Annotated in this window: 13 protein-coding genes and 1 pseudogene; 4 read left to right on the top strand and 10 right to left on the bottom strand. The window is 69.7% G+C overall.

Going from position 1 to position 22591, the window contains the following annotated elements:
* Positions 1-41: 41 nt before the first annotated feature.
* A complete protein-coding gene (locus PO768_RS04370) occupies positions 42-1259 on the bottom strand; it encodes a M24 family metallopeptidase (protein ID WP_272645063.1) in 1218 nt (405 codons plus the stop codon).
* A 190-nt stretch (positions 1260-1449) separates the two neighbouring features.
* Positions 1450-2181 (bottom strand): AraC family transcriptional regulator, encoded by a 732-nt coding sequence (locus tag PO768_RS04375; RefSeq protein WP_272645064.1) that lies wholly within the window; start codon positions 2179-2181, stop codon positions 1450-1452.
* A gap of 106 nt (positions 2182-2287) precedes the next feature.
* On the opposite strand from PO768_RS04375, the gene PO768_RS04380 reads away from it, so the two are divergent.
* Entirely contained in the window at positions 2288-3232 is a 945-nt protein-coding gene (locus tag PO768_RS04380; protein ID WP_272645065.1) for a 4-hydroxyproline epimerase, read from the top strand.
* Between the two features lie 32 nt (positions 3233-3264).
* On the opposite strand, the gene PO768_RS04385 is transcribed toward PO768_RS04380, so the two are convergent.
* The 8 genes and pseudogenes from PO768_RS04385 to PO768_RS04420 form a co-directional block, all read right to left on the bottom strand.
* Positions 3265-5385, bottom strand: coding sequence for a prolyl oligopeptidase family serine peptidase (locus PO768_RS04385; RefSeq protein WP_272645066.1), 2121 nt, complete (start codon positions 5383-5385; stop codon positions 3265-3267).
* Positions 5385-8168: a TonB-dependent receptor plug domain-containing protein gene (locus PO768_RS04390; RefSeq protein ID WP_272645067.1), complete on the bottom strand. Its 2784-nt coding sequence runs from the start codon at positions 8166-8168 to the stop codon at positions 5385-5387. Before PO768_RS04390 ends, PO768_RS04385 begins: the two co-directional genes overlap by 1 nt.
* 223 nt (positions 8169-8391) lie before the next feature.
* Positions 8392-9813, bottom strand: coding sequence for an amidase (locus PO768_RS04395; RefSeq protein ID WP_272645068.1), 1422 nt, complete (start codon positions 9811-9813; stop codon positions 8392-8394).
* A gap of 10 nt (positions 9814-9823) precedes the next feature.
* Positions 9824-10744, bottom strand: a complete 921-nt coding sequence (locus PO768_RS04400) for an alpha/beta fold hydrolase (RefSeq protein ID WP_442953173.1) — start codon at positions 10742-10744, stop codon at positions 9824-9826.
* Positions 10739-12199, bottom strand: a pseudogene (locus PO768_RS04405) (M81 family metallopeptidase); the annotation flags it as partial. The pseudogene PO768_RS04405 and the gene PO768_RS04400, both read right to left, overlap by 6 nt.
* Before the next feature lie 15 nt (positions 12200-12214).
* A complete protein-coding gene (locus PO768_RS04410) occupies positions 12215-13903 on the bottom strand; it encodes a serine hydrolase domain-containing protein (protein WP_272645069.1) in 1689 nt (562 codons plus the stop codon).
* 11 nt (positions 13904-13914) lie between these two features.
* The gene (locus PO768_RS04415; RefSeq protein ID WP_272645070.1) at positions 13915-15306 is read right to left on the bottom strand and encodes an MFS transporter; all 1392 of its coding nucleotides are present in this window, start codon (positions 15304-15306) and stop codon (positions 13915-13917) included.
* Between the two features lie 2 nt (positions 15307-15308).
* On the bottom strand, positions 15309-17735 hold the full coding sequence (locus PO768_RS04420; protein ID WP_272645071.1) for a TonB-dependent receptor domain-containing protein: 2427 nt from the start codon (positions 17733-17735) through the stop codon (positions 15309-15311).
* Positions 17736-17920: 185 nt separating this feature from the next.
* Between PO768_RS04420 and PO768_RS04425 the strand changes: the two genes are divergently transcribed.
* Genes PO768_RS04425 through PO768_RS04435 form a run of 3 tightly spaced genes read left to right on the top strand, consistent with a single transcriptional unit; the run spans position 17921 to position 22250 of the window.
* On the top strand, positions 17921-19603 hold the full coding sequence (locus PO768_RS04425) for a serine hydrolase domain-containing protein (RefSeq protein ID WP_272645072.1): 1683 nt from the start codon (positions 17921-17923) through the stop codon (positions 19601-19603).
* On the top strand, positions 19600-21108 hold the full coding sequence (locus PO768_RS04430; protein WP_272645073.1) for a M81 family metallopeptidase: 1509 nt from the start codon (positions 19600-19602) through the stop codon (positions 21106-21108). The genes PO768_RS04425 and PO768_RS04430 overlap by 4 nt, the downstream gene beginning before the upstream one ends.
* Positions 21105-22250 carry an NAD(P)/FAD-dependent oxidoreductase gene (locus tag PO768_RS04435; RefSeq protein WP_272645074.1) on the top strand — a complete coding sequence of 382 codons (1146 nt, stop codon included), beginning with the start codon at positions 21105-21107 and terminating at the stop codon, positions 22248-22250. The genes PO768_RS04430 and PO768_RS04435 overlap by 4 nt, the downstream gene beginning before the upstream one ends.
* The last annotated feature ends 341 nt before the right edge of the window (positions 22251-22591 follow it).

Consider the following 22591-nt stretch of genomic DNA (forward strand, 5'->3'; position numbering starts at 1 on the left):
TAGCTCATCGTCACCCCGGCTGACGACACGGGCGCTTCGCCTCAGTCGGCGAACGGCCGATCAATCGCGATCGATGGCGGCGTGAACCACTGCGCGCCGTGCTCCGTCACGTAGAAGTGGTCCTCCAGCCGCACGCCGAACTGTCCCGGCACGACGATCATCGGCTCGTTGCTGCAGCAGTGGCCCGGCGCCATCGGCTGCTGGTTGCCGCGCACGAGATAAGGGGCCTCGTGGATGGACAGGCCGCAGCCGTGGCCGGTACGGTGTGGCAGCCCCGGCAGGCGGTAGTCGGGGCCGAGGCCGGCGGCCTCCAGCACCCGGCGCGCGGCGGCGTCCACCGCCTCGCAAGGCAGGCCGGGGCGCACCGCGTCGAAGGCGGCTTGCTGGGCGGCCCGCTCCAGCGCCCAGATGCGCTGCTGCGCCTCGTTCGCCTCGCCGAAGATCCAGGTGCGCGTCACGTCCGAGTTGTAGCCCTCGATGCTGCAGCCGGTGTCGATCAGCACCAGCTCGTCGCGGCGCAGATGCTGCACGCCGGGGATACCGTGCGGATAGGCCGTGGCATGACCGAACTGCACGATGCAGAAGGTGGAGCCGCCGTCCGCACCCAGCGCGCGGTGCGCCTGGTCGATGAAGCGCAGCAGCTCATCGGTGCCAAGGCCTTCGCGCGCGATACCGGCGGCCAGGCGGTGGACTTGCAGCGTGATGTCGCAGGCGTGCTGCATCAGCGCCAGTTCGGCGGCGCTCTTGCACATGCGGCAAGCGTCGATGATGGGCTGGGCGTCGACGACGAGTCCCACCTCCAGGTGGCGGCCCAGCCCGGTGCTGATGCGCAAGGCAGCCTCGGGGTCCAGCGCCAGCGTGCGCGCGCCGCGCTCGGCCATCGCACGCACCACCAGCGCGTACGGGTCTTCGTGCTCCTCCCACAGCCGCTTGCCCGCCGGCATGCGCAGCACCGCGTCCAGCGAGCCCTCCTCGAAGGCCGGCGCGATCAGCAGCGGCTCGTCCTCGGCGGTCAGCAGCATCGCGACAAGGCGCTCGCTGGCGCCCCAGCCGATACCGGTGAAATAGCGCAGCGACTGCCCCGCCGTGACCAGCAGCGCTTCGACGCCAGCCTCCTGCATCAGCACACGCGCCTTGGCCAGGCGCGCGGCATACTCGGCGGCACTGATGGCAGGCGGGCGCGCCGGGAGACTTTGCCGGCGGGTGTCGAACTGCGCCTGGGCTTGCGCGGTCGTGAGGTGGCCGATCTGGTCGTTCATCGAGGGTTCCTTGTTGATCGAAGCGAGTGAAGGCTCAGCAAGCCAGCAGCCGGGCATTCACGCAGGCGCGGCCAGGGCGCCCGATGCGGACGTGGGGAGAATGAGCGCGCGGCGCTCTCACGATGCTAGAGCTTGGGGCGCGTCGCGGCTATGCCAATTTCCGCATCTGGTGTGTGCACCGGAATGACACTCAGGCGCGCGCCTCGAGCATGATGCGCCGGTAGTCCCGCGGGGTCGCACCGACCGAGGCCTTGAACTGGCGGCTGAAGGCGCTCTGGTCGCTGAAGCCGCAGGCCAGGCCGATCGAGGCGATGCTGTCGCCGCCGCGCAGCAGGCTCATCGCGGCCTCGATGCGCAGCCGCGTCAGCCACTGCTGCGGCGTCAGGTGGAAGACGCGGTGGAACTGGCGTTCGAGTTGCGACAGCGACAGCCCCGCCAGGCTGGCCAGCGCCTGCATGCGCACGCTCTCGCCGAAATGCGTCTCCATATGGTCGAGCACGCGGCGCAGCCGCGCGAAACCCGGGTGGCGGCCGTCAGGCTGCTGCAGATCATGCGAGACGCCCATCAGGCCGAGGATCGCGCCGCCCGGCCGGTCCTGCAGCGGCTTCTTGTGGGTCAGGCACCAGCCGGAGGCGCGGTTCGGAAACAGATGCACCTCCAGCTGGCTGGCGATGGACTGGCCGGCCAGCACGCGCCGGTCCTGCGAGGCATAGGCTTCGCCCAGGCGCTGCGGGAAGAGCTCCAGCGGCGTGCGCCCCAGCACGTCCTCGCGCCGCGACAGCCCCAGGCGCCGCACCAGGGTCATGTTGGCATGGGTGTAGCGGCCGTTCAGGTCCTTGATGAAGAACACGGTGGCCGGCAGCGTATCCATCAGGCACTGCAGCTGCTCGGCATCGACCTGGGTGGGCAGGGGCTGGCTCATGGGCTCAACTATAGGAACTCCTGGCCGGATTTATTGTGCCGACTTCCGCATGTGCATGGCCGGATCGTGGCTAGATGGCGCCGGGCTTTCGCGCCATGCTGCCGGCATGCAACACATCGACTACATCGACTCCCATACCGGCGGTGAACCGACGCGCGTGGTCCTGTCTCCCCTGCCCGGCCTGGACCGCGGCAGCCTGACCGAGCGCCGCGCCGCGCTGGTGCGCGAGCATGACCGCTGGCGCGGCGCCATTGCCTGCGAGCCGCGCGGCTCGGACACCATGGTCGGCGCGCTGCTGCTGCCGCCCGAGAACCCCGGTTCCGTGGCCTCGGTGATCTTCTTCAACAATGTCGGCGTGCTCGGCATGTGCGGCCACGGCACCATCGGCCTGGTGCGCACCCTGGCCCATCTGGGCCGCATCCAGCCGGGGCGGCATGCCATCGACACACCGGTCGGCACCGTCGCCGCCGAGCTGCACGCCGACGGCCGCGTCAGCATTGCCAATGTCGAGAGCTACCGGCATGCGGCGGGCATCGAGGTCGAGGTACCTGGACACGGCACCGTGCGCGGCGACGTGGCCTGGGGCGGCAACTGGTTCTTCATCAGCCGGGACTGCCCGCTGCCGTTGGACTATGCCCATTGGCGCGAGCTGACCCATTACACCGCCGCGCTGCGCGAGGCGCTGACGGCCGCCGGCATCAGCGGCGCGGACGGCGCCGAGATCGACCATATCGAGCTGAACGCCGCGCCCCTCGATCCGGCCCACGACGCGCGCAACTTCGTGCTCTGCCCCGGCCTGGCCTACGACCGCTCGCCTTGCGGCACCGGGCTGTCCGCCAAGCTCGCCTGCCTGGCGGCCGACGGCAAGCTGGCGCCCGGCGAGGTCTTTCGCATGGAGAGCGTCATCGGCAGTCTGTTCGAGGGCAGCTACGCGCCGACCGAGCAGGGCCGCATCGTGCCGCGCATCACCGGACGCGCTCATCTCTCGGGCGAAGGCCGCCTGCTGATCGAGGCCGACGACCCCTTCGCCTGGGGTGTCGTCGCGCGCTGAGCCTTGCCGCTCGGCGCGCAACCTCGGCCGCGTCAGTTCGCCAGCCCGCCCATCAGCCGCTGCTGCAGGAAGCCATAGCTGAGCGACCACAGCCGCGCCTGCTGCGCCGGTGTCGCAGCGCCGGCATGGCCGCCCTCGATGTTCTCCCAGTACAGCACCTCATGGCCCTGCTCCTGCAGCCGGGCCACCATCTTGCGGGCATGGCCGGGATGCACCCGGTCGTCACGCGTCGAGCTGGTGTAGAGCACCGGCGGATAGCGCCTGCCGGGCGCGGCGTTGTGATACGGCGAGTACTTGCCGATGTAGTCCCATTGCTCGGGGATGTCGGGGTTGCCGTATTCCTCGATCCAGGACGCGCCGGCCAGCATCTCGTGATAACGCCGCATATCGGTCAGCGGCACCTGGCTGACGACGGCGCCGAACAGCTCGGGCCGCTGCACCATCGCCACCGAGGTCAGCAGCCCGCCCAGGCTGCCGCCCATGATGCCCAGCTTCTCCGGCCGCGTGATGCCGCGGCGCTGCAGATCCTCGGCCACCGCGATGAAGTCGCTGAAGCTGCGCTGGCGGTGCTCGCGCTGCGCCGCCTGGTGCCAGCGCGGGCCGAACTCGCCGCCGCCGCGCAGATTGGCCAGCACATAGACGCCGCCGCGCGCCAGCCAGGCGCGTCCCAGGATGCCGCTGTAGCCGGGCTTCATCGAGATCTCGAAACCGCCGTAGCCATAGAGCAGCGTGGGTCGCCCCTGCTTGGGCGCGGGGCCGCGCGGCGCGACGATGAAGTAGGGAATGGGCGTGCCATCGGCGGAGCGCGCCTGCAGCTGGCGCACCTCCAGGCCGCCAGCGCCGAAGAAGGCGGGCAGCTGCTGCAGCGTCTGCCGCGTCGTGCGGCCGACCTCGGCGGCCTGCAGGCGCGCGGGCTCCAGGAAGCCGCTGCGCGTCAGCAGGTAGCGATTGGAACTCTGGCCGGCCAGCGCGGCGATCCAGAGGCTTTCCAGCGGGCCGGTGGGCACGGCGCGGCGCTGCCAATGCCGGCCCGCGGGGCGCCATTCGCTCAGGCTCTGGCGCACGTCCCGCATGCCGACGACAAGCAGCGCGTCCCGCAGAACTGTCAGGCTCTGCAACGCCCCGTCGCGGGCCGGGTCGTGCAGCAAGCTGAAGCGCGGGCTGCCGTCCAGCCAGGCCTGCAGCGGCGTCGCGATCAAGGCCCCGGCCGGATAGCGGCGGCCGCCCTGCTCCCAGTCGGAGCGCAGCTCGATCAGCGCCATGGTGCCGAACAGCCGGGCCTGGGCATCGTCGGGCTTGGGCAGCTCGACCAGCTGAGCGTCCCGCAGCAGGTACTGCTTGCCGGCGAAGAAGCTGGTGCGGCGCTCCAGCACGAACTGCTGCCGACCCTGCAGGCGCTCGCCCCAGGCCCACAGGCCCACCTCGTCCCGGGCGCCTTCCAGCAGCAGCTTGGCCTCGCTCAGCGGGCTGCCGCGCCGCCACAGCTTCAGCTGGCGCGGGTAGCCGGAAGCGGTCAGGCTGCCGGCGCCGAAGTCGGTGTAGACGCCCAGCGTGTCGGCATCGATCCAGCCCGCGCCGCCCTTGGCCTCCGGCAGCGCGAAGCCGCCCTCGGCGGCCGGCACGAAGCGGCGCTCGACCGTGTCGTACTCGCGCAGCACATGGGCGTCGCCGCCGCCGCGGCTGAGGCTGACCAGGCAGCGCCTGGCCTGCGGCGCGAGGCAGTTGGCGCCGGCCCAGACCCAGCGCTCGCCCTCGGCCTTGGCGAGCTGGTCGAGGTCCAGCACGGTCTCCCATTGCGGCCGGCCCTGCAGATAGGCCTCGGGCGCGCTGCGGCGCCAGAGGCCGCGCGGGTGCTCGGCATCGCGCCAGAAGTTGTAGACCTGCGGCCCCAGCTGCTCGGCCGGCGCCAGCCTGGCCGGCGAGGCCATCACCTCGGCCAGAGCGGCCTCCAGCCGGGAGAAGCCCGGCGCCTGCAGCAGCGGCGCCAGGCTCGGCTGCTGGCCGCGCACCCAGCCGAGGGCGCGCTCGCCGTCCACCTCCTCCAGCCAGCGATAGGGATCGGGCAGGTCGGCGGGCGGTGCGGCGCGGACCAGGGGCGCGGCGGCGAAGGCCGCTAGCAGCGCAAGAAGGAGTCGTGCTTGCTTGATCATCATCAGAACTTCACCTCGGCGCTGAGCTTCAGCACGCGCTCGTTCAGGCCGGGCAGCGTGCTGCTGGCGCGGCGGTAGACGGCCGGCTGCTCGTTGAAGGCATTGGACAGATTGACCGACAGCGTCCAGCGCTTGATGCCGCTGTACTGCAACCACAGGTCGGTGCTGGTCCAGGACGCGATACGGCAATGGCTGTCCGGCTCCTTGCGCTCGGCGCAGCCCGAGGCCTGGTACCAGTCATCATCGTTCTCGTCCCAGGCCAGCTTGGTGGAGCCGCTGAAGTAGGTGCGGGTCCCCAGCTTCCAGTCGCCGCGGGCCCAGTTGGCCTTCAGCACCAGGCGCTCGCGCGGCACGCCGTTGTAGCCGACGCGGTTGACGCGGTAGGCGTTCGCATTCAGGTCCCAGTACAGCAGCTTGGACTGGATATTGGCCTCCAGGCCGGCATCCAACTTGCCCCAGTCGCCCAGGTTCCACTTGCTGCGCAGATCGATGTCGAAGCCGCTGACCTTGGTCTTGTAGAGGTTGCGGTACTGCAGGCGCATCGTGCGTATCGGGCCGGCGGCGAAGCCGATGTCCTTGCCCGTCAGTTCCTTGGCGCGCTGCGACCAGAGCTGGTCCTGCGCCGAGACGGGATCGCGCGGCACCAGGCCCGGGCTCTGGTCCTCGGTCTCCAGGATCTGCGCGATGTCGGGCACGCCGATCTCGTTGCGGCGCTTGATCGAGTAGTAGTCGATCGAGGCACTGACGTTGGACGCCAGTTGCAGCACCATGCCCAGCGTGGCGTTGCTGGAGCGTTCGGGCTTGAGATCGAGATTGGGCGTGACGGCCGAAGGGAAGCCGGCCGCGCAGCCCGCGTTGAAGGCCAGCGTGGCCTCGATCTGATCGGCCGCGTTGCCGGTCTTCAGCGCGTCGCGCAGCGCGCGGGCGGTGGTGCAACGCTTGGGATCGACGATGCTGCTGTTGAACCAGGAGGCGCCGCCATTGCCGGTCTCGGGCAGGCTGGGCGCGCGGAAGCCCTGAGTCACCGTGCCGCGCAGCATCAGCGCCTGGAACGGACGGAACACCAGCGAGGCCTTGGGCGTGACGGCGCCGAAGCCATCGAACACCTTGTCGCCGCGCAGCGCCAGCGTGGCCTCCAGCTGCTTGGTGATGGGCAAGGCCAGCTCGGTGAACACCGCGGCCATATCGCGCTTACCCTCGATGGCGACGCCCGAGAAGCCGACGATGCGCGCCTGCAGGATGTTGTCCATGCTGCGGTGAACGAACTCCTCGTGGCGCAGCTCGGCGCCCACGGCCAGCATCAGCGGGCCGCCGGGCAGCTGGGCGATCTCGCGCGAGCCCTTGAAGTCGGCGAACCGCTGGCGGTAGCGGCCGGTCGAGCCCATCTCCGGGAACATCTTGTCCAGCACCGACTGCGGATTGGTCTGGCCGAACTTGTACTCGCCGCTGAGCACGGCCTCGGTATAGCCGAAGCGGTCCAGGTAGAGGCGCTGGCGCTGCGTGGCGCGCGAGCCCATGGTGCCGATCGCCGTGTTGATGTCCCAGCCGGCGAACATGCCTTCGATGCCCAGCACAAAGCGGTGATCGGTCGACGCGCCGACGTTCTTGAACATCTCCGGGTTGTCGACGAAGCGGTAGGCCAGGGTGACCGGGAAGCTGTACGGGTTGTTCGGATGACCCACAGGCAGCGCCGGGTAGCTCCAGGACTGCAGCTCGCCCTTCAGCGAGTCGTACCAGGTCTGGGTGAAACCCGCGGCCTGGCTGCGCGGTGCCGCGGTGTGGTACTTGGCCTTGATGTCGGCGAACTGCAGCTCGGTAAAGGCCGTCAGATCGCTGCCCAGCTTGAGGCGGCCGCCCAGCATGCCGGTGACGCGCTCGGTGGCGGGGCGGGCGTCGCTGCCCTTCCAGTAGTCGTAGAGGCAGACGCCGCCGACCAGGCTCTCCGCCGCGCAGCCCGGGGCCGCCGTCGTGAAGGTCTTGCCGGTGGCCGGGTCGATACCGCTGTAGTTGCCCGGGAAGGAGCCGGACGATTTCTGCAGGCGGCCGGGGTTCTCGTCGGTGTACCAACCGGGCAGCAGGGGGCGCACCTCGCTGTCCTTGTAGCTGCCGCGCTGGTAGAGCTCGAGGTGGCCGTAGACGTTGTAGCCCTCGCTGTCCAGATGGCCATGGCCGACGGTGACGGAGCCGGACTTGTCGCGGGCCAGGAAGCTGCGGCGCAGCGACTGCTGGGCGCTGGCGTTCAGCGCGACGCCAGTGAAGTCCTTGCTCGTAATGATGTTGATGACGCCGCCGATGGCGTCGGAGCCGTAGATGGCCGAGGCGCCGTCCTTCAGGATCTCGACGCGCTCGATCAGATTGGCCGGGATCGCGTCGATATTGGTGAAGTTCAGCTGCAGGCCGTCGGCAAAGCCGTAGCTGGAGAGGCGGCGGCCGTTGAGCAGGGTCAGCGTGCCGCCCAGGCCCAGATTGCGCAGCGAGATGCCCGAGGCGCCGCTGGCCCAGGAGTTGGCGCCGCCCAGGTCGCTGAGCGCGCCGCGGTCGTTGCCGGTGAGATTGCCCAGCACCTCGCCGACGGTCAGCGCGCCCGAGGCCTTGATCTCGTCGCGCGAGATCAGCTGCAGCGGCTGCGAGGTCTCGGCCAGCGTGCGTTTGATATTGGAGCCGGTGACGACGACGCGTTCCAGCGTCTTGTCGGCGTCCTTGGCTGCCTCCTGGGCGTGGGTGTTCAGGTGGGCCAGCAGCAGCGCTGCGGCCATGGCGGTCGGGGTGCGGAAGGGCTTGCTCACGTGTCTCCTCATGCTTGTAGAAATATGAGGTGCGAGCTTAGAAATCGGTGGCCGGGCCGTATTGATGCGGGGCGCCGCGAGCCACGCCGATTTCTGCACAATTGGCGCGCTGCCACCACAGGCAGACGCCAGCTTCAGGGTTGACCCTGGGTCAGTACAAGACGCAGCCGATGCAGTGGAAGCACGTCGATATGACCCGGCGCAAGACGCCCGGACCAGCTTGCTAGTCCGTCCAGACCGGCGGATGCCGCTGCTGCCAGGCAAACACCTGCTCCAGCGCGCCGGCCAGGCCCAGCAGGCGCTCGTCCTGGCCGGGCATGGCCATCAGCTGCACGCCGACCGGCAGGCCCGCTGCGGTCTGATGGACCGGCAGGCTGATGGCCGGCGCGCCGCTCAGATTGGCCCAGGGTGTGAAGGCGCTCCAGCGCAGCATGGCCTCGCTCGATACGCGGCCGTCGTCCAGGCGCAGCGCGCCGCTGGGCAGGGCCGGCGCGCTGCTGGTGGGCGTCAGCAGCACATCGACGCCGGACTGCCATTTCAGCCAGGCGGTGGCTGCAGCCGCCAGACGCATCATCGATTGGGCATAGCGCTTGCCGGTGGTTGCCTCGGCGTTCTCGATGTACCAGCGTGTGTAAGGCATCAGCGCCGCGCGGCGTTCCTCGCTCACCTGGGCCTGCACATGCAGGCTCAGGCTCACGCCGATCACATCGCACAGCGGCTCCATCAAGGCCCAGATGCGCAGCGCCGGCGGCAGCTGCATGGTCACGATCTCGTGCCCCAGCGCTTCCAGTGCCCGGGCGGCCTCGGCGCAGGCCTGCAGACAATCGGCATGGACCGTCGTCTCGTCGCTGCCGGGATCGGTCAGCAAACCGATGCGCAGACGGCCTTGGGGCGGCGTGCGTGCGGCCTTGCGGTGCGCATCGGGTGCCCAGGGCGACTGGCGCCACAGCTCGCCAGGGCCGATGGGGCCGACGGCATCAAGGAACAGGGCTGCATCGCCAACCGTGCGGGCCACCGGCCCTTCGCTGCCGAGCTGGTACCAGGCCGGCAGCACCGAGGGGATGCGGCCGCGGCTGGGCTTGATGCCGACCAGGCCGCAGTTCGAGGCCGGCGTGCGCGTCGAGCCCAGGCCATCGCTGGCATGGGCCATGGGCGCCAGACCGGCCGCCACCGCAGCGGCCGCGCCCCCGCTCGATCCGCTGGCCGACAGTCCTTCGCCATAGGGGCTCAGTGCCGGTGAGGCCAGCTGCGTCTCGGTGTAGCAGCAGGGGCCGAACTCGGGTGCATGGGTCTTGCCGATCACGATGATGCCGGCCTGGCGCAGCCGGCCGACGACGCCGCCGTCCTGCTCGGGCACCCAGCCGGCGATTGCCGCGCTGCCCAGCGAGGTCGGCAGGCCGGCGGACGGATGCAGGTCTTTCAGCGGCAGCGGCAGGCCGTGCAGCAGGCCCGAGGGAGCTTGCGAATCGGCCCGCCGCGCCGCGTCCATCGCCTGCTCGGCGAAGACATTCACGAAGGCGCCGAGCGCCGCGCCATGGCGCTCAATGCGCGCCAGGTAGTGCGCGACCAGCTCCGTGGAAGAAATCTCGCGACGCCGCAGCGCCGCGCACTGCGCCTCGGCGCTCAGCTCATGCAGTTCAGCCATGGGCGCTCCTTTAACGGGCTTCGGCGATCTGCGCCATCAGCGCGTCGACCTCCTCGGCAACCTGGGCAACAAAGGGCGGCAGCACCGCGATGCTCATGTGCTCGGACCCGGCCAACTCGCGAACGCGACCGCGCGTCGACAGGTCTGCATGCGCCTGCTGATAGCTCGGCCAGCGCTGGTAGACCGCGTCCAGGCCTTCGACGCCGGTCGGCGCCGGCGGCTTCGGCGCCCACAGCACCATCAGCGGACGCTCGCCCAGATCGGGCGCGGCCGCCGCCTGGCGCCCGACCTGCTGCAAGCCCAGCACCTCGTAGAGCATCGCGTCCACCGCCTCGGGCGTGACGGTGGACTTCACCTGCTCGGCGACCTCGGGCATATCGGCACACACCGCATCGATCATCGCGAACTCCGGCGGCGGCGGGCCGCCGGCGCGCAGCTTGACGCGTTTCGCGCGCTCGGCGGCCATCTGCGCGGTGGGCGCCTCGTTGTAGAGCGCGAACTGGTCCGGGTGGCTGGCGTCCAGCATCATCAGGCCAGCCACCTGCTCGGGGTAGAGGCCCGTGTAGACGCGCATCAAGAGGCCGCCCAGCGAGTGGCCGATGAAGAGCAGCGGGCCGCGCACGCCGGCCGCGTCCAGCAGCGCATGCAGGCGGCGCGCATTGCGCTCGGCGTCCAGCGGCTGCGCATCGGGCTGGCTCCAGCCCAGGCCCGGTCGGTCATAGCTGCAGACCGGGTACTTGCGGGCCAGGGTCCGCTGCAGGCGCGCGTAGACCGGCGAGACGGTGCCGGCGCCCGATTCGATCACGATGGTGGGCTGGCGCGGGTCGGTGGGTGCGGGGCCGCTCAGATGCAGATGCAGGCGCAGGCCGTCGATCTCGTAGAGCCGGCCCGGGGGCTGCGCCGCCGGCGCGACCCAGTGCGGGTCGGCCACCCGCGGCCAGTAGTCCAGGCTTCGCACGCGGTAAGGCAGGCTGGCGAAGTCGGTATTCACCGTGCCGGGCGAGCTGACATAGAAGACCGCCTTGGCCAGCGGCGCGAACCGGGCATGGAAGTGCTGGGCCGATTTGACGACGATCAGCTTCTTGTTGCCGAGCACTATGCCCAGGCCGGTGAAGAGCTGGGGGTCGAGCACCTGGCTGCGCTTGCTGATCAGCGCGATGTCGATGCCATTAGCCAGGCGCACCCAGACGCTGCGGCCCAGGGCCATGCGGTCATCGGCACCGTTCAGTCCCGGCTGGTAGAAATCCTCGACCACCGCCATCACTGTCGCGCTCAGGTCAAGCGGTTCACCGGAAGCCGGACCACCCTTGCCGCCCAGGCGCAGATCCACGTGCGCGCCGACGCCGGCGTCGCTGCAGATCTGCACCGCGCCCAGATCCCAGAAGCCGCCGATCGCGACATCGGCTATGCCCTGCGCCAGCACCTCGCGCAGGATGAAGCTGCTATCGCTCATCGCGCCACCGCCGGCGTTGTCGGCCACATCGGCCAGCACCACGGGACCGCCCTGCACCGCTTGCGCCTGTGCCAGCGCGTCGCTGATGCTCAGGTTCGGCGTGCGGGTCTGCTCGCGCAGCGACCAGAACTCGCGGCCCAGCTCCTCAGCCAATGCGGCCGCCAGCGCCGGATCCTTGTCGGTCGTGACCCAGAGCTTGGCGCCGCCCTCGACCACATCGGCCCAGGGGAAGCCATGGCCCAGCGAGACCGACAGCACGCCGGGCTGCTGCTCGACGGCCTGCATGCGCCGCACAAAGCCGGCCATCGGTTCGCGCGTCGTGTGCCACAGGCCCACCATCTTGCAGTCGAAAACGGCGGTGGTGGGCTTGGCACGGCCCTGCGCCGTCTTGATCACGATGTCGAGCACCTCGCGCAGGCGCGGCAGCGCATCGGTGTGCGGATACTCCTTGTAGGCCACGATCACGTCGGCCGAGCGCTGCATCAGCGCGGTGTAGTGGCAGTGCAGGTCCAGCTCCACGCCGATGGGCACGGTAGGCCCGACGATGGCGCGGGCCCGCTCGATCAGATCGCCCTCGCAATCGTCATAGCCGTCGGCCACCATCGCGCCGTGCAGCACCAGGATCACGCCGTCCAGCGGTCCCGCTGCATGGGCCGCCTGCAGATCGGCCAGGATCTCGTCGCGCAGGCCTTCATAGACCTCGCGCACCGTGCGGCCCAACGGCATCGCAAAGGCGGTCGTGCTCTCGACCAGCTCGTGGCCCTGCTCGGCCAGCCAGCGGCGCAGGGTCAGCGGGTAGAGGCCGAAGCCCTGCGGGTCGCGCGTGCTGGCATCCCCACGATAGATGCCGTATTCCCGGAAGCAGCCCCAGCCGGTCGGCGCGGCGGCGAAGGTGTTGGTCTCGGTGGCGAGAAAGGCGGTGAAGAACTTCATGATGGCGGGATTCCCTTACTGGTCCAAGCGCGTGAAGCGCATGTGGCGGGTGCGGACGCTGTCGATCCGCAGGCCGACCACCCGGGCGCCGGCGCGGTCAAGATTGACGATATTGCTGTTGGCGAGCGCGGCCAGCAGCGGGTCGGTCGGGACGATGAGCAGCACATCCTCCGAGACGGGCTGCAGGCGAAAGCGCAGCTGGCCATGCCGGCCTTGCACGGTGAGCGTCAGCATCGCTCCCTCGATGGCGATCTGCGCGTCGGCATCGAGGTCGGCGCTGCGGTAGCGGCCCACCAGCCGCGGCGCCAGCGCGGTCGGCTCGGGCGCGGCCTCGGCCAGACGCCGGAAGCGCTGCACCCGGCCGCCGTCGCGCACCTCCAAGGTATCGGGGGCCTGCGCGGAATCCGCGCCGGCCAGCTCGACCTCGAAGGCGCTGGTCCCCATGTCCATCACACCCAGCCAGGCGCTGCTCGCGCCGCGTTTGCGCAGCGGCAGCACCGCGCTGCCATGCACGGACAGGCCCAGCACGCCGGCCACCTCGCCGAAGCGCATCAGGCAGCCGCTCTCGGGCTCGTGGTAATGCTGACCCGGCAGGCCGGGGAAGGCGCTGGCCGCCACGCGCGGCACGGCGGCCTCGGCGCTGATCGGCAGCTGATCGGCCAGCAGCAGGTCGATCAGCTTGAGGGCGATCGCGGCGGGGGCGGCGGCCAGGCCATTGCTCATGATCGTGATGTCCAGGCCATGTGCGGGCACGGTGATCATCTGCGAACCGCCGCCGAGGATGGCACCGTTGTGGTGGATGACCTCGACGCCCCGGTAAGGATGGCAGACCAGGCCGAAGCCATAGGGCGAGATCTCGCCCGAAGCCAGGGTGTTGGGCGCCAGCATCTGCGCCCAGCTCTGCGCGCTGCCGACCGTCTTCTTCTCGCTGCGCAGGTGGGCCAGCCAGGTCAGCATGTCGTCCACCGTCGAGACCAGCGAGCCGCTGCCCTCGAACTCGGTCGGGTAGAGCGCACGGGTCCATTGCGCGCGCGCATCCGGCGCGGCGCCCGGCACCGGCATGTACAGCCCCGCCAGGCCGCCTCGCACATCGAGCACGCTCGGGATGGACTCGCTGTCCAGCATGCCAAGCGGCTCGAAGATGCGCGTGCGCAGGAACTCGGCAAAGCTCAGCCCGCTGACACGTTCGACCGTCAGCGCCAGCAGGCGGTAGCCGCCATTGCTGTAGATCATGCGAGTGCCGGGCTCGAAATTGAGCTCGCTTTGCCGCGCCATCAGCGCCAGGCTGCTGCCGCTCGGCTGCAGGTTCAGTCCATTGGCCCAGGTCCAGAGCTCATCATGGCCGCGCCAGCCGCCGGTATGTGCCATCAGCTGGCGCAGCGTCGGGCCTTCGGCGCCGAGCCTGGGCAGCTCGGGCAGATGCTGCTGCACCGCATCGTCGATCTGCAGGCGGCCATCCTCGGCCAGCAGCAGGATGGCCAGCGCGGTGAAGTGCTTGCTGGTCGAGGCCAGGCGCATGCGGGTGTGCGGCGTGTTCGCCACGCCCTGCTCCAGGCTGGCCAGACCGAAGCCGCGGCGGTAGCGCAGCCGGCCTTGCTGGTGGACGCCGACCACCATGCCGGGCGCATCGCCACGACACAGCGGTTGGAGAAGCGCGTCGATCGCTGCAATCGCGGCGGTCGGATTGGTAGTGAGGGTAGACATGGGTAGCGGGTTCAGGCGGCAGGGTTGACGGTTTTGATCAGGCGCACGAATGCAGGCTCGGTCGCGCGCAGCAGGGCGGCGCCCAGCAGGCAGCCGGTCATCGTGGCGGCGACGATGGCCATGGCCAGGCCATTGGGGATGTGCTTGACGGCGTCCGAGACCATGCCGATGGCCAGCGGTCCCAGCACCGCAAAGGGCAGGCCGGCGATCGACAGCACCCCGACCACGCGCGCCCGCAGATGGGCCGGCGCGACCTCCTGCAGCACGTTGGGCAGCACCACCGCGCCGCAGATCAGCGGCACCAGCAGCATGGCCAGCAGCACGAACACATCATTGGCCGAGCGCACGAACAGCAGCGCAATCGAGATCAGCCCGGCGGCGGCGTAGCCCAGCGTCATCACCCGCACCGGTGCGGCCAGGCCGACGCGGCGCCGTGCCACCCGCATCGCATTGACACCCAGCACGCCGCCGAGCAGGGTGCCGGCCATCACGGCAATGCCTATGCCCTGCCCCAGCTGCGCCGGCTGCACGCCGAACTGGCGCGCCGCGACGATGGGGATCCAGCTGCCGATCGAGCTCAGGCCCACCGAGGCCAGGCCGGCCGCAGTCACCAGGCAGGCCAGCGTGCGCCAATGGGCGCGTAGATAGTCGCCAAAGCTGATGCCGGCCTGCGCAGTGACATCGACGCCCGGCGGAGGCGGCTCATAGCCGACCGCGGCGGCGCCGCGTGCGCTGCGTATCGTCAGCACCAGCAGCATCACCGGCGCACCGACGATGGCCATCGCAAAAAATGTCAGGCGCCAGGTCTCATAGGCCTGCAGCGCGACCGGCAGCAGGTGGTGCGACTTCTCGATGGCCTGCACGATGCTGCCGCCCACTATCGCACCGAGCGCGCCACCGAAGAGCGCCGCGATGCCGAAGATCGCGTTCGCCAGCACCCGCTGGGCGCGCGGGAACAGATCGGGGATCAGGCTGTTGGTGAGAGGCCCGAGCCCAGCCTCGCCGACGCCCAGGCCGATAGACGCGATGAACAGCATGCCGTAGTCCATCGCGGTGCCGCGCAACCCGGTCGCCGCGCTCCAGACCAGCACGCAGGCGGCTAGCACGAGGCGGCGGTCGAACCGGTCGCCGAGCCAGCCCAGCGGCAAGGTCGCCAGCCCGGAGAACAGCACCAGGCCGGCGCCCTTGAGCATGCCGATCTGGGTGTCCGATAGCGACAGGCTCACGCGCATCGGCTCGGTCAAGAGGGTCACCAGCATGCCGTCGATCGAGCCAAGAATGGTCGCGATCAGCAGCACCGCCAGCGTGTACCAGGAGGCCGCGCCGGCGCGCCGGGTCGCCGGTGCAGGGGCGTGCGAGGAGGAAGCCGCCGGGGCTGCGGCGGTCTGAGTGAAGAGAGCCATGGTCAGAAGGGGACGTTGACGGCAACGCCGAGGGTGCGGGGCTCGACCACGACGGCCTTGCCTGCAGTCGCCGAGTCGACGGCAACCGCCGCCAGGCCGCGGCTATTGCTCAGATTGCGCAGATAGGCGGAGAGCTTGAAGCGCTCGAAGTCGATGCCGGCCTGCAAACCATACACGGTGTAGGACGGCAGCAGATAGTCGAGCTGCACCGCGCTGCCGGGGAATCCGGCATGGCGTTCACCGACATGGCGGGCATTCAGGCCCAGATAGGCCGGGCGGCCCGCGAGCTCGAAGTCGCGTGTGGCGGACATCGAGGCGGAGACGCGGGCGGTGTTGGGCAGCTTGTCGCCAGCACGGCCGCCGAGGCCCTGGGCATCGGTGCGCAGCTTGGCATCGATCAGGGCCAGCGAGCCGTCGAGCCGCCAGCCCGCGCTGGGCAGCCAGATCAGGCCCAGCTCCGCGCCCCGGATGCGGGCCTTGCCGGCATTGGTGAAGAAGCCGAAGACACCGTCCTTCACCGTCTGCTGGATATCGCTCCACTCGATGTCATAGATGGCGGCATCGACCATCAGGCGGCGCTCCAGCAGCGTGGCCTTGTAGCCGGCCTCGTAGCTCCACAGCGAGTCGGACTTGAACATCGGCTTGATCGAAGGCGAGGTCGTCGGCAGCAGGCCGTTCGGGCCGCCGGGTCGGTAGCCGCTGGCGACGCGCAGATAGGCCGAGCTCAGCGGGTCGAGCTTGTAGCCGGCGGTGGCCAGCCAGGTGGTGGCGGTCTCCTCGGACTCGCCGCCATTGGTCGAAGTACCGCCGGCCAGCAGGCCTGCCGACGTATTGGTGAAGCGCTGCTCCATGCGGCCGACACGCACGCCGCCGGTCAGCGCCAGCGCGGGCGTGGCATGCCAGGTCACATCGCCGTAGAGCGCGAGATCGCGGTAGGTGGCGGGCTTGCTGGTCTGGTAGAGATTGAGCGTGCCGGGGCCGCTGGCGGTCGCATAGCCGAAGCCGCCGTCGATGCTGGAGCGCTCGCGGTTGATGTAGAGACCGGCCAGCCATTCGAGATCGCGCGAGGCGCTCGAGGTCAGCCGGAACTCCTGGCTGACCCGGTGCTGCTCACCGCGGCTGTCAGCCCAGACCGAGGTGGCCGGGACGCCGGCGCCGACCAGCACGGGCAGCAGCAGCGAGGAGGCATCCTGCTGCCCATGCAGCTTCACATCCTGCACCGAGGTGATGGCATTGAGCCGGGCCCAGCCCATGTTGTATTCGATGTCCATGCCGAGCAGATCGGTGCGCACGCTGCTGGGCTCACGGGCGCCGAGCCGGCGCAGGCGCTCGCCCAGCACCGGCTGCCCGGTGACGAGATTCAGGTCCTCGTAGTCGTGGCCGACGCGCTTGGCCTCCTGCGAGGTCAGCGTCAGCCGCATCGACAAGTTACGGCTCGGCGTCAGCAGCGCCGAAATGCGTGCGCCGGTGGTGGTGCCGCGGTTGACATTCTTCTCGGCCGCCACGCCGATGGTGTCGTCATAGCCGCCAAAGCGCGTGCTGTAGGCCGCGACGCGCACGGCCGCCATGTCCTGCTTGATCGGTAGATTGACCACGCCATTGACCGTGTGGCCCATGCCGCCGTACTGGGTGGAGCTCAGCGCGAGCCTGGCGCTGCCGGAGAACTCGCCGGTATCGGGCTCGTTGGTCACGTACTTGATCAGGCCGCCCATCGCGCCGGCGCCGTACAAAGTGCCTTGCGGTCCGCGCAGGATCTCGATGTGGTGCAGGTCCAGCAGGCCCATGTCCAGCGGCGTGACTGCCCCCAGGCCATAGGGCGCGCTGGAGCCGGTGGCGACATCGTCGACATAGACCCCGACCGAGGCAGCCCCCACCGAGGCGGTCGCCAGGCCGCGGATGCTCAAGGCGCCAGCAAAAGCGCCGCCATGCGTCAGCGTGACGCCGGGTTGGCCGGCCACATAGTCGCCCAGCTCGCGCGCCCCGCCGCGCTCCAGCGCCTCGGTCTGCAGCACATCCACCTTCAGCGGCACCTCGCGCACCGGCTCGCGGCGGCGCGAGGCGCTGACCATGACGGTGTCCAGCGTCGACACATCGGCGCGCGGCTTGGGCTCGTCGGGCGGCGCGCTGTAGAGCACGATGGCGCCGCTCTCGTCGCGTCGCACCTTCAGCCGCGTGCCGTCGAGCAGGCGAGCCAGCGCGTCCTCGGGCGAGAGCTTGCCCTTCAGACCCTTGGTCGACAGGCCCTTGATGTCGTCGACCTTGTAGAGCAGCTGCACGCCGGCCTGCGCAATATAGGCATCGAGGGCAGCCTTCAGATCACCGGCAGCGACGTCGAACTCGCGGCTCTGCCCATGGGCCGAGGCGGCGATGGCCAGAGTACACACCAGGGCCAGACGACGGAGAGTCCGGCCACGCACGCTTTTCTTCATTGGAATTCCTTGGTTGGAAACGATGAACTGCTATCCAACGAAGACGGGCCGCTCGTCATATTCCGGTAGCAATTTCATCCAACCCAGCGTAAACACCTAGGCCGCAGAAGACAGCATGCCGGAAACGGGCGGCTGGCTCGTCTGTACAGAAGGCACACCCGTCTTCCCTCCACAGCGATCAAGCCATGACCCCTACCGACTCTTCCTCTTCCCCGACCGGCCTGATGGCCGTCGACGCCCTGCTGCAACCCTTCAATCGCAGCGATGCGCCGGGCCTGATCGTGGGCATCGCGCGCGCGGGCCGTACCGTCTACCGCCGTGGTGTCGGCCTGGCCAGCATCGAGCAAAGTGTCGCGATGTCGCCGCACACGCATGTGCGCATTGCATCCACCAGCAAGCAGTTCACCTGCCTGGCCGTGCTGCTGCTGGCCGAGGACGGGCTGCTGGACATCGACGACCTGGTCTACCAGCACCTGCCTGAATTGCCGCTGCTGCACCCAGCCGGACCGACGCTGCGCCAGCTGATGCATCACACGGGCGGCTGGCGCACAGACCTGGCCGCCGTCGCACAGGGCCTGGCCATCCTGCCCAAGGCGGACTGGTCCAAACCGCTGCATGAGCCCAACGGCGAGCTCAACTTCGAGCCGGGCACGCGCATGATCTATTCGAACACCGGCTATCAGCTGCTGGCGCGCGTGATCGAGCGCCTCAGCGGCCAGCGCTTCGAGGACTTCATGCGCGAGCGCATCTTCACGCCGCTAGGCATGCATGACACCGAGTCGCTGACCAGCGACCTCGAGATCCGCGCCGGCATGGCCATGCAGTACCAGGCCCAGCCGGCGGCCGCCGGCGGTGGGCTGCAGCGCGGCATCTACCCGGGCGAGCTGCGCGGCAGCGGCTCCCTGGTCTCGACCGTCGATGACATGCTGTGCTGGCTGGCCCATCTGCGCAGCCCGCAGAAGACGGTCGGCAGCGCGGCCAGCTGGGCCCAGATGATTGAGCTGCCGCAGCTGTCGACCGGCATGCGTCTGCCCTATGCGCTGGGCCTGATGCGCCACGACTACCGCGGCGTCGAGGTGATCCATCATGCGGGCGCGGTGCTCGGCGCCACCTCGCAGATGATCACGGTGCCCTCTCATGAGCTGGACATCATGATCATGGTCAACGGCGCGCCCATCTCGCCGGTGGCGCTGGGCTTTCAGATCATCGACGCGCTGCTCGGCGAGGCCCTGGTCGCGCCGCCCGCCCCTGTGCCGGCCGCCGCCCATGCAGCGCTGCTGGGCAGGCGCTATCACGCGGCCGCGACCGGTGCGGTGTTCGGCTTCGAGGACGCCGGCGGCAAGCTCGCGCTCAACTGGCTGGGCAGCCGTGGCATGCCGTTGCGCCAGATCGGCAACGAGGCCCTGCTGCCCTGCGAGGACAGCGCGCTGAACCCGCTGGGCTTCGCGCTCGAGGAGCTTGCCGGCACAACCGCGCCCGACATCCTGACCCTCAACGACGGCGGCCATCTGCTGCGCTGCGAGCGCCTGCCCGATGTGGCACCTACCAGCGCCGCGCTGGCGCCGGCCCTGGCCGGCCGCTACCGCGTGCCGGATCTGCAGATCGACGCTCACGTTGAGATCGAGGGCGAAGGCGAGGCCTTGCAGATCATCGTGCGCCTGCAGGGCCGGCACGGCCACAGTGCCTACCGCCTGCAGCCGCTGTCCCAGGACGTGCTGCTGGCCATGCCGGCCGATGCGTTGTTCGCCGGCATGGGCGGCGCCGGCATCATCAATATCGATCGCGCGGCCGGCCGCGTCAGCGGCCTGCGCCTGGATGCGCCGCGGCTGCGGCGCCTGCGCTTCATCCGCGAGGAGCACACCGCATGAGCAGCAAGAAGATCTTCGGCGCCTTCCTGGCCACCGAGACCAATACCTATGCGGCGGCGCCAACCGGCTGGGGCGGATTTGAGGAATACGGCATCTTCCATGGCGATGGGAGCCGGCGCGATCCGCAAGGCATAGGCGCACCTATGGCCGATCTGCGCCGGCTGCTGGCCGACCAGGGCCATGCGCTGGTCGAGAGCCTCAGTGCCTTCGCCCAGCCGCTGGGCCGCACGGTGCGCGCGGTCTACGAGGGCCTGCGCGACGAGATCCTGAGCGATCTGCGGGCGGCCCTGCCGGTCGATGGCGTGATCCTGGTGCTGCACGGCGCGATGGTGGCCGAGGGCTATGAGGACTGCGAGGGCGATCTGATCGCGCGGGTGCGCGCCATCGTCGGGCCGGCCGTGCCCATCGGTGTCGAGCTGGACCTGCACTGCCACACCACCGTGCTGATGCAGCGCTCGGCCGATGCCATCGTCGCCTACAAGGAATATCCGCATATCGACGCGCTGCCCCGGCTCGAGGAGCTGCTGCGCATCGTGCTGGACACGGCGGCCGGCAAGGTACGGCCCAGCACCGCGATGTTCGACTGCAAGATGGTCGGCCTGTGGCACACCACGCGCGAACCGATGGCCGGCTTTGTGCGCCGCATGCAGGCGGTCGAGCGCCAGCCGGGCGTGCTCTCGGTTTCGCTCGGCCATGGCTTTCCCTGGGGCGATGTGCCCGAGTCGGGGGCGCGGCTATGGGTCGTCACCGACAACGATGCGCGCCTCGCCGCCGCGCTGGCCGAGCAGCTGGGCCGGGAGTTCTGGGCGCTACGCGAGCAAACCGTGACGCCGATGCTGGAGGTGGACGCGGCGCTGGACCGCGCCGCGCAGATAGCGGGCGGCCCGGTCGTCATTGCCGACATCGCCGACAACGCCGGCGGCGGCGCGATGAGCGACAGCACATTCATCTTGCAGGCACTGCTGGCGCGCGGCGCGCAGGACGTTGCGATCGGCGCCTTCTGGGATCTGGGCGCGATCCAGCTCTGCCGCGACGCCGGCGTCGGTGCTCGCCTCGCACTGAGCATCGGCGGCAAATGCGGCCCGGCCTCGGGTCAGCCGATGGATCTGGAGGTCGTCGTCAAGGCGGTGCTGGATCAGCATGTGCAGATCGGCCTGAACTCGAACGACGAGATCGCGCCGCTGGGCCCCAGCGTCTGGGTGCAGGCGGCGAACGGGCTAGACATCGTGCTGGTCAGCGTGCGCAGCCAGACCTTCTCGCCCATGGTCTTCACCGGCCTGGGCATCGATCTGGCGCGCAAGCGCCTGATCGTGGTCAAGTCCACCCAGCACTTCCATGCCCAGTTCGCGCCGCTGGCCCGGGATATCCTTTATGTGACGACACCCGGCGCGATCAGCATGGACTTTGCCGCCCTGCCCTACCGGGTGCGCGAGCTCGATTACTGGCCCCGCGTGGCCGACCCGCACGGCTTCAACACTGCCGCCAACGACCCCATATCCGCATGAGCCACAAGCCCGACATCATTTCAGCCGACTGCCTGGTCATCGGTGGCGGCATCGCCGGCGCCTCGGTGGCGCGCTGGCTGGCGCCGCATGCGCGCACCATCGTGCTGGAGCGCGAGAGCCAGCCCGGCTATCACGCCACCGGCCGCTCGGCCGCGCTCTTCATGGAGAGCTATGGCAACACCCAGGTGCGTGCGCTGACCCGCGCCAGCCGCAGCTTCTTCGAGCAGCCGCCGGCCGGCTACTCCGAGCATCCGCTGCTGACGCCGCGTGGCGCACTCTTCGTCGCCACCGAGGCGCAGCGCGAGGCCTACGAGCGCCACTGGGAAGTGCTGCGCGCGATCACAGCGAACTCGCACCGGCTCTCGGCAGACGAAGCCTGCGCGATGGTGCCGGTGCTCAGGCGCGAGCAGCTGTTCGGGGCGATTCACGAGCCCGAGGCGGTGGACATGGATGTGCATGCGCTGCACCAGGGTTTTCTGCGCGAGCTGCGCCGCGCCGGCGGCAGCCTGGTCTGCGATGCCGAGGTCTCGGCGATAGAGCGCCAGGGCGCCGATTGGCGCGTGCATGCCGGCAAGGCCGTCTACCAGGCCCCGGTGCTGATCAACGCAGCCGGCGCCTGGGCCGATGTGATCGCAGGCCTGGCCGGCGTGCGGCCCATCGGCCTGGAACCACGGCGCCGCTCTGCATTCATGTTCGCGCCGCCGGCCGGCATCGACACCCATGCCTGGCCGCTGGTGTTCGGCGCCGACGAGGACTGGTACTTCAAGCCCGATGCCGGAGCGCTGCTCGGCTCACCGGCCAATGCCGACCCGGTGGCACCGCAGGATGTACAGCCCGAGGAGCTCGATATCGCTCTGGCCATCCATCGCATCGAGGAGGCCACCACGCTGACCATCCGCCGGCCCAGCCACACCTGGGCCGGGCTGCGCTCCTTCGTCGCCGACGGCGGCCTGGTCGGCGGTTTCGATACCCAGGCGCCCGGCTTCTTCTGGCTCGCCGGCCAGGGCGGCTACGGCATCCAGACCTGCGCCGCGATGGGCGAAGCCTGCGCGGCGCTGGCGCGGGGATTGGCGCTGCCGCAGCGGCTGGCTGACTTCGGGCTGAGTGCGGAGATGCTGTCGCCGGCGCGGTTGCAGCGGTAAGTGCGGCAGAGGCCACTCAAATGCGCCTGGGGTCCAAATTTCGCGAGGAGAGCTTGCCTCAGCGAGAACCGTCAGGCGCCGGGACACGGGTGTGCGCAATTGCTCCATGCTCGGGCCAGAGGCCCGATCCTTCGCTAGGCACAAGCAGTCCTCAGGACTGCTTGGGTCCGGGCTCAGTCCCCCGGGCCGCAAGCGGCCCTCCTCCTTGACTTGCGCAATTGCGCACACCCGCATCCCGGCTTCTCCACCATTGGTTTTTTGCGAGCAGAAACCAATGCAGCGCCAAGCAGGAGGACGGGCAGGCCTGATGCGGAGGTCAAGGAGGAGGCCGCGAAGCGGCC

Origin of the sequence: Paucibacter sp. XJ19-41 (assembly GCF_028462495.1) — a bacterium.
In the GTDB taxonomy this organism is placed as follows: Bacteria; Pseudomonadota; Gammaproteobacteria; order Burkholderiales; family Burkholderiaceae_C; genus Roseateles_E.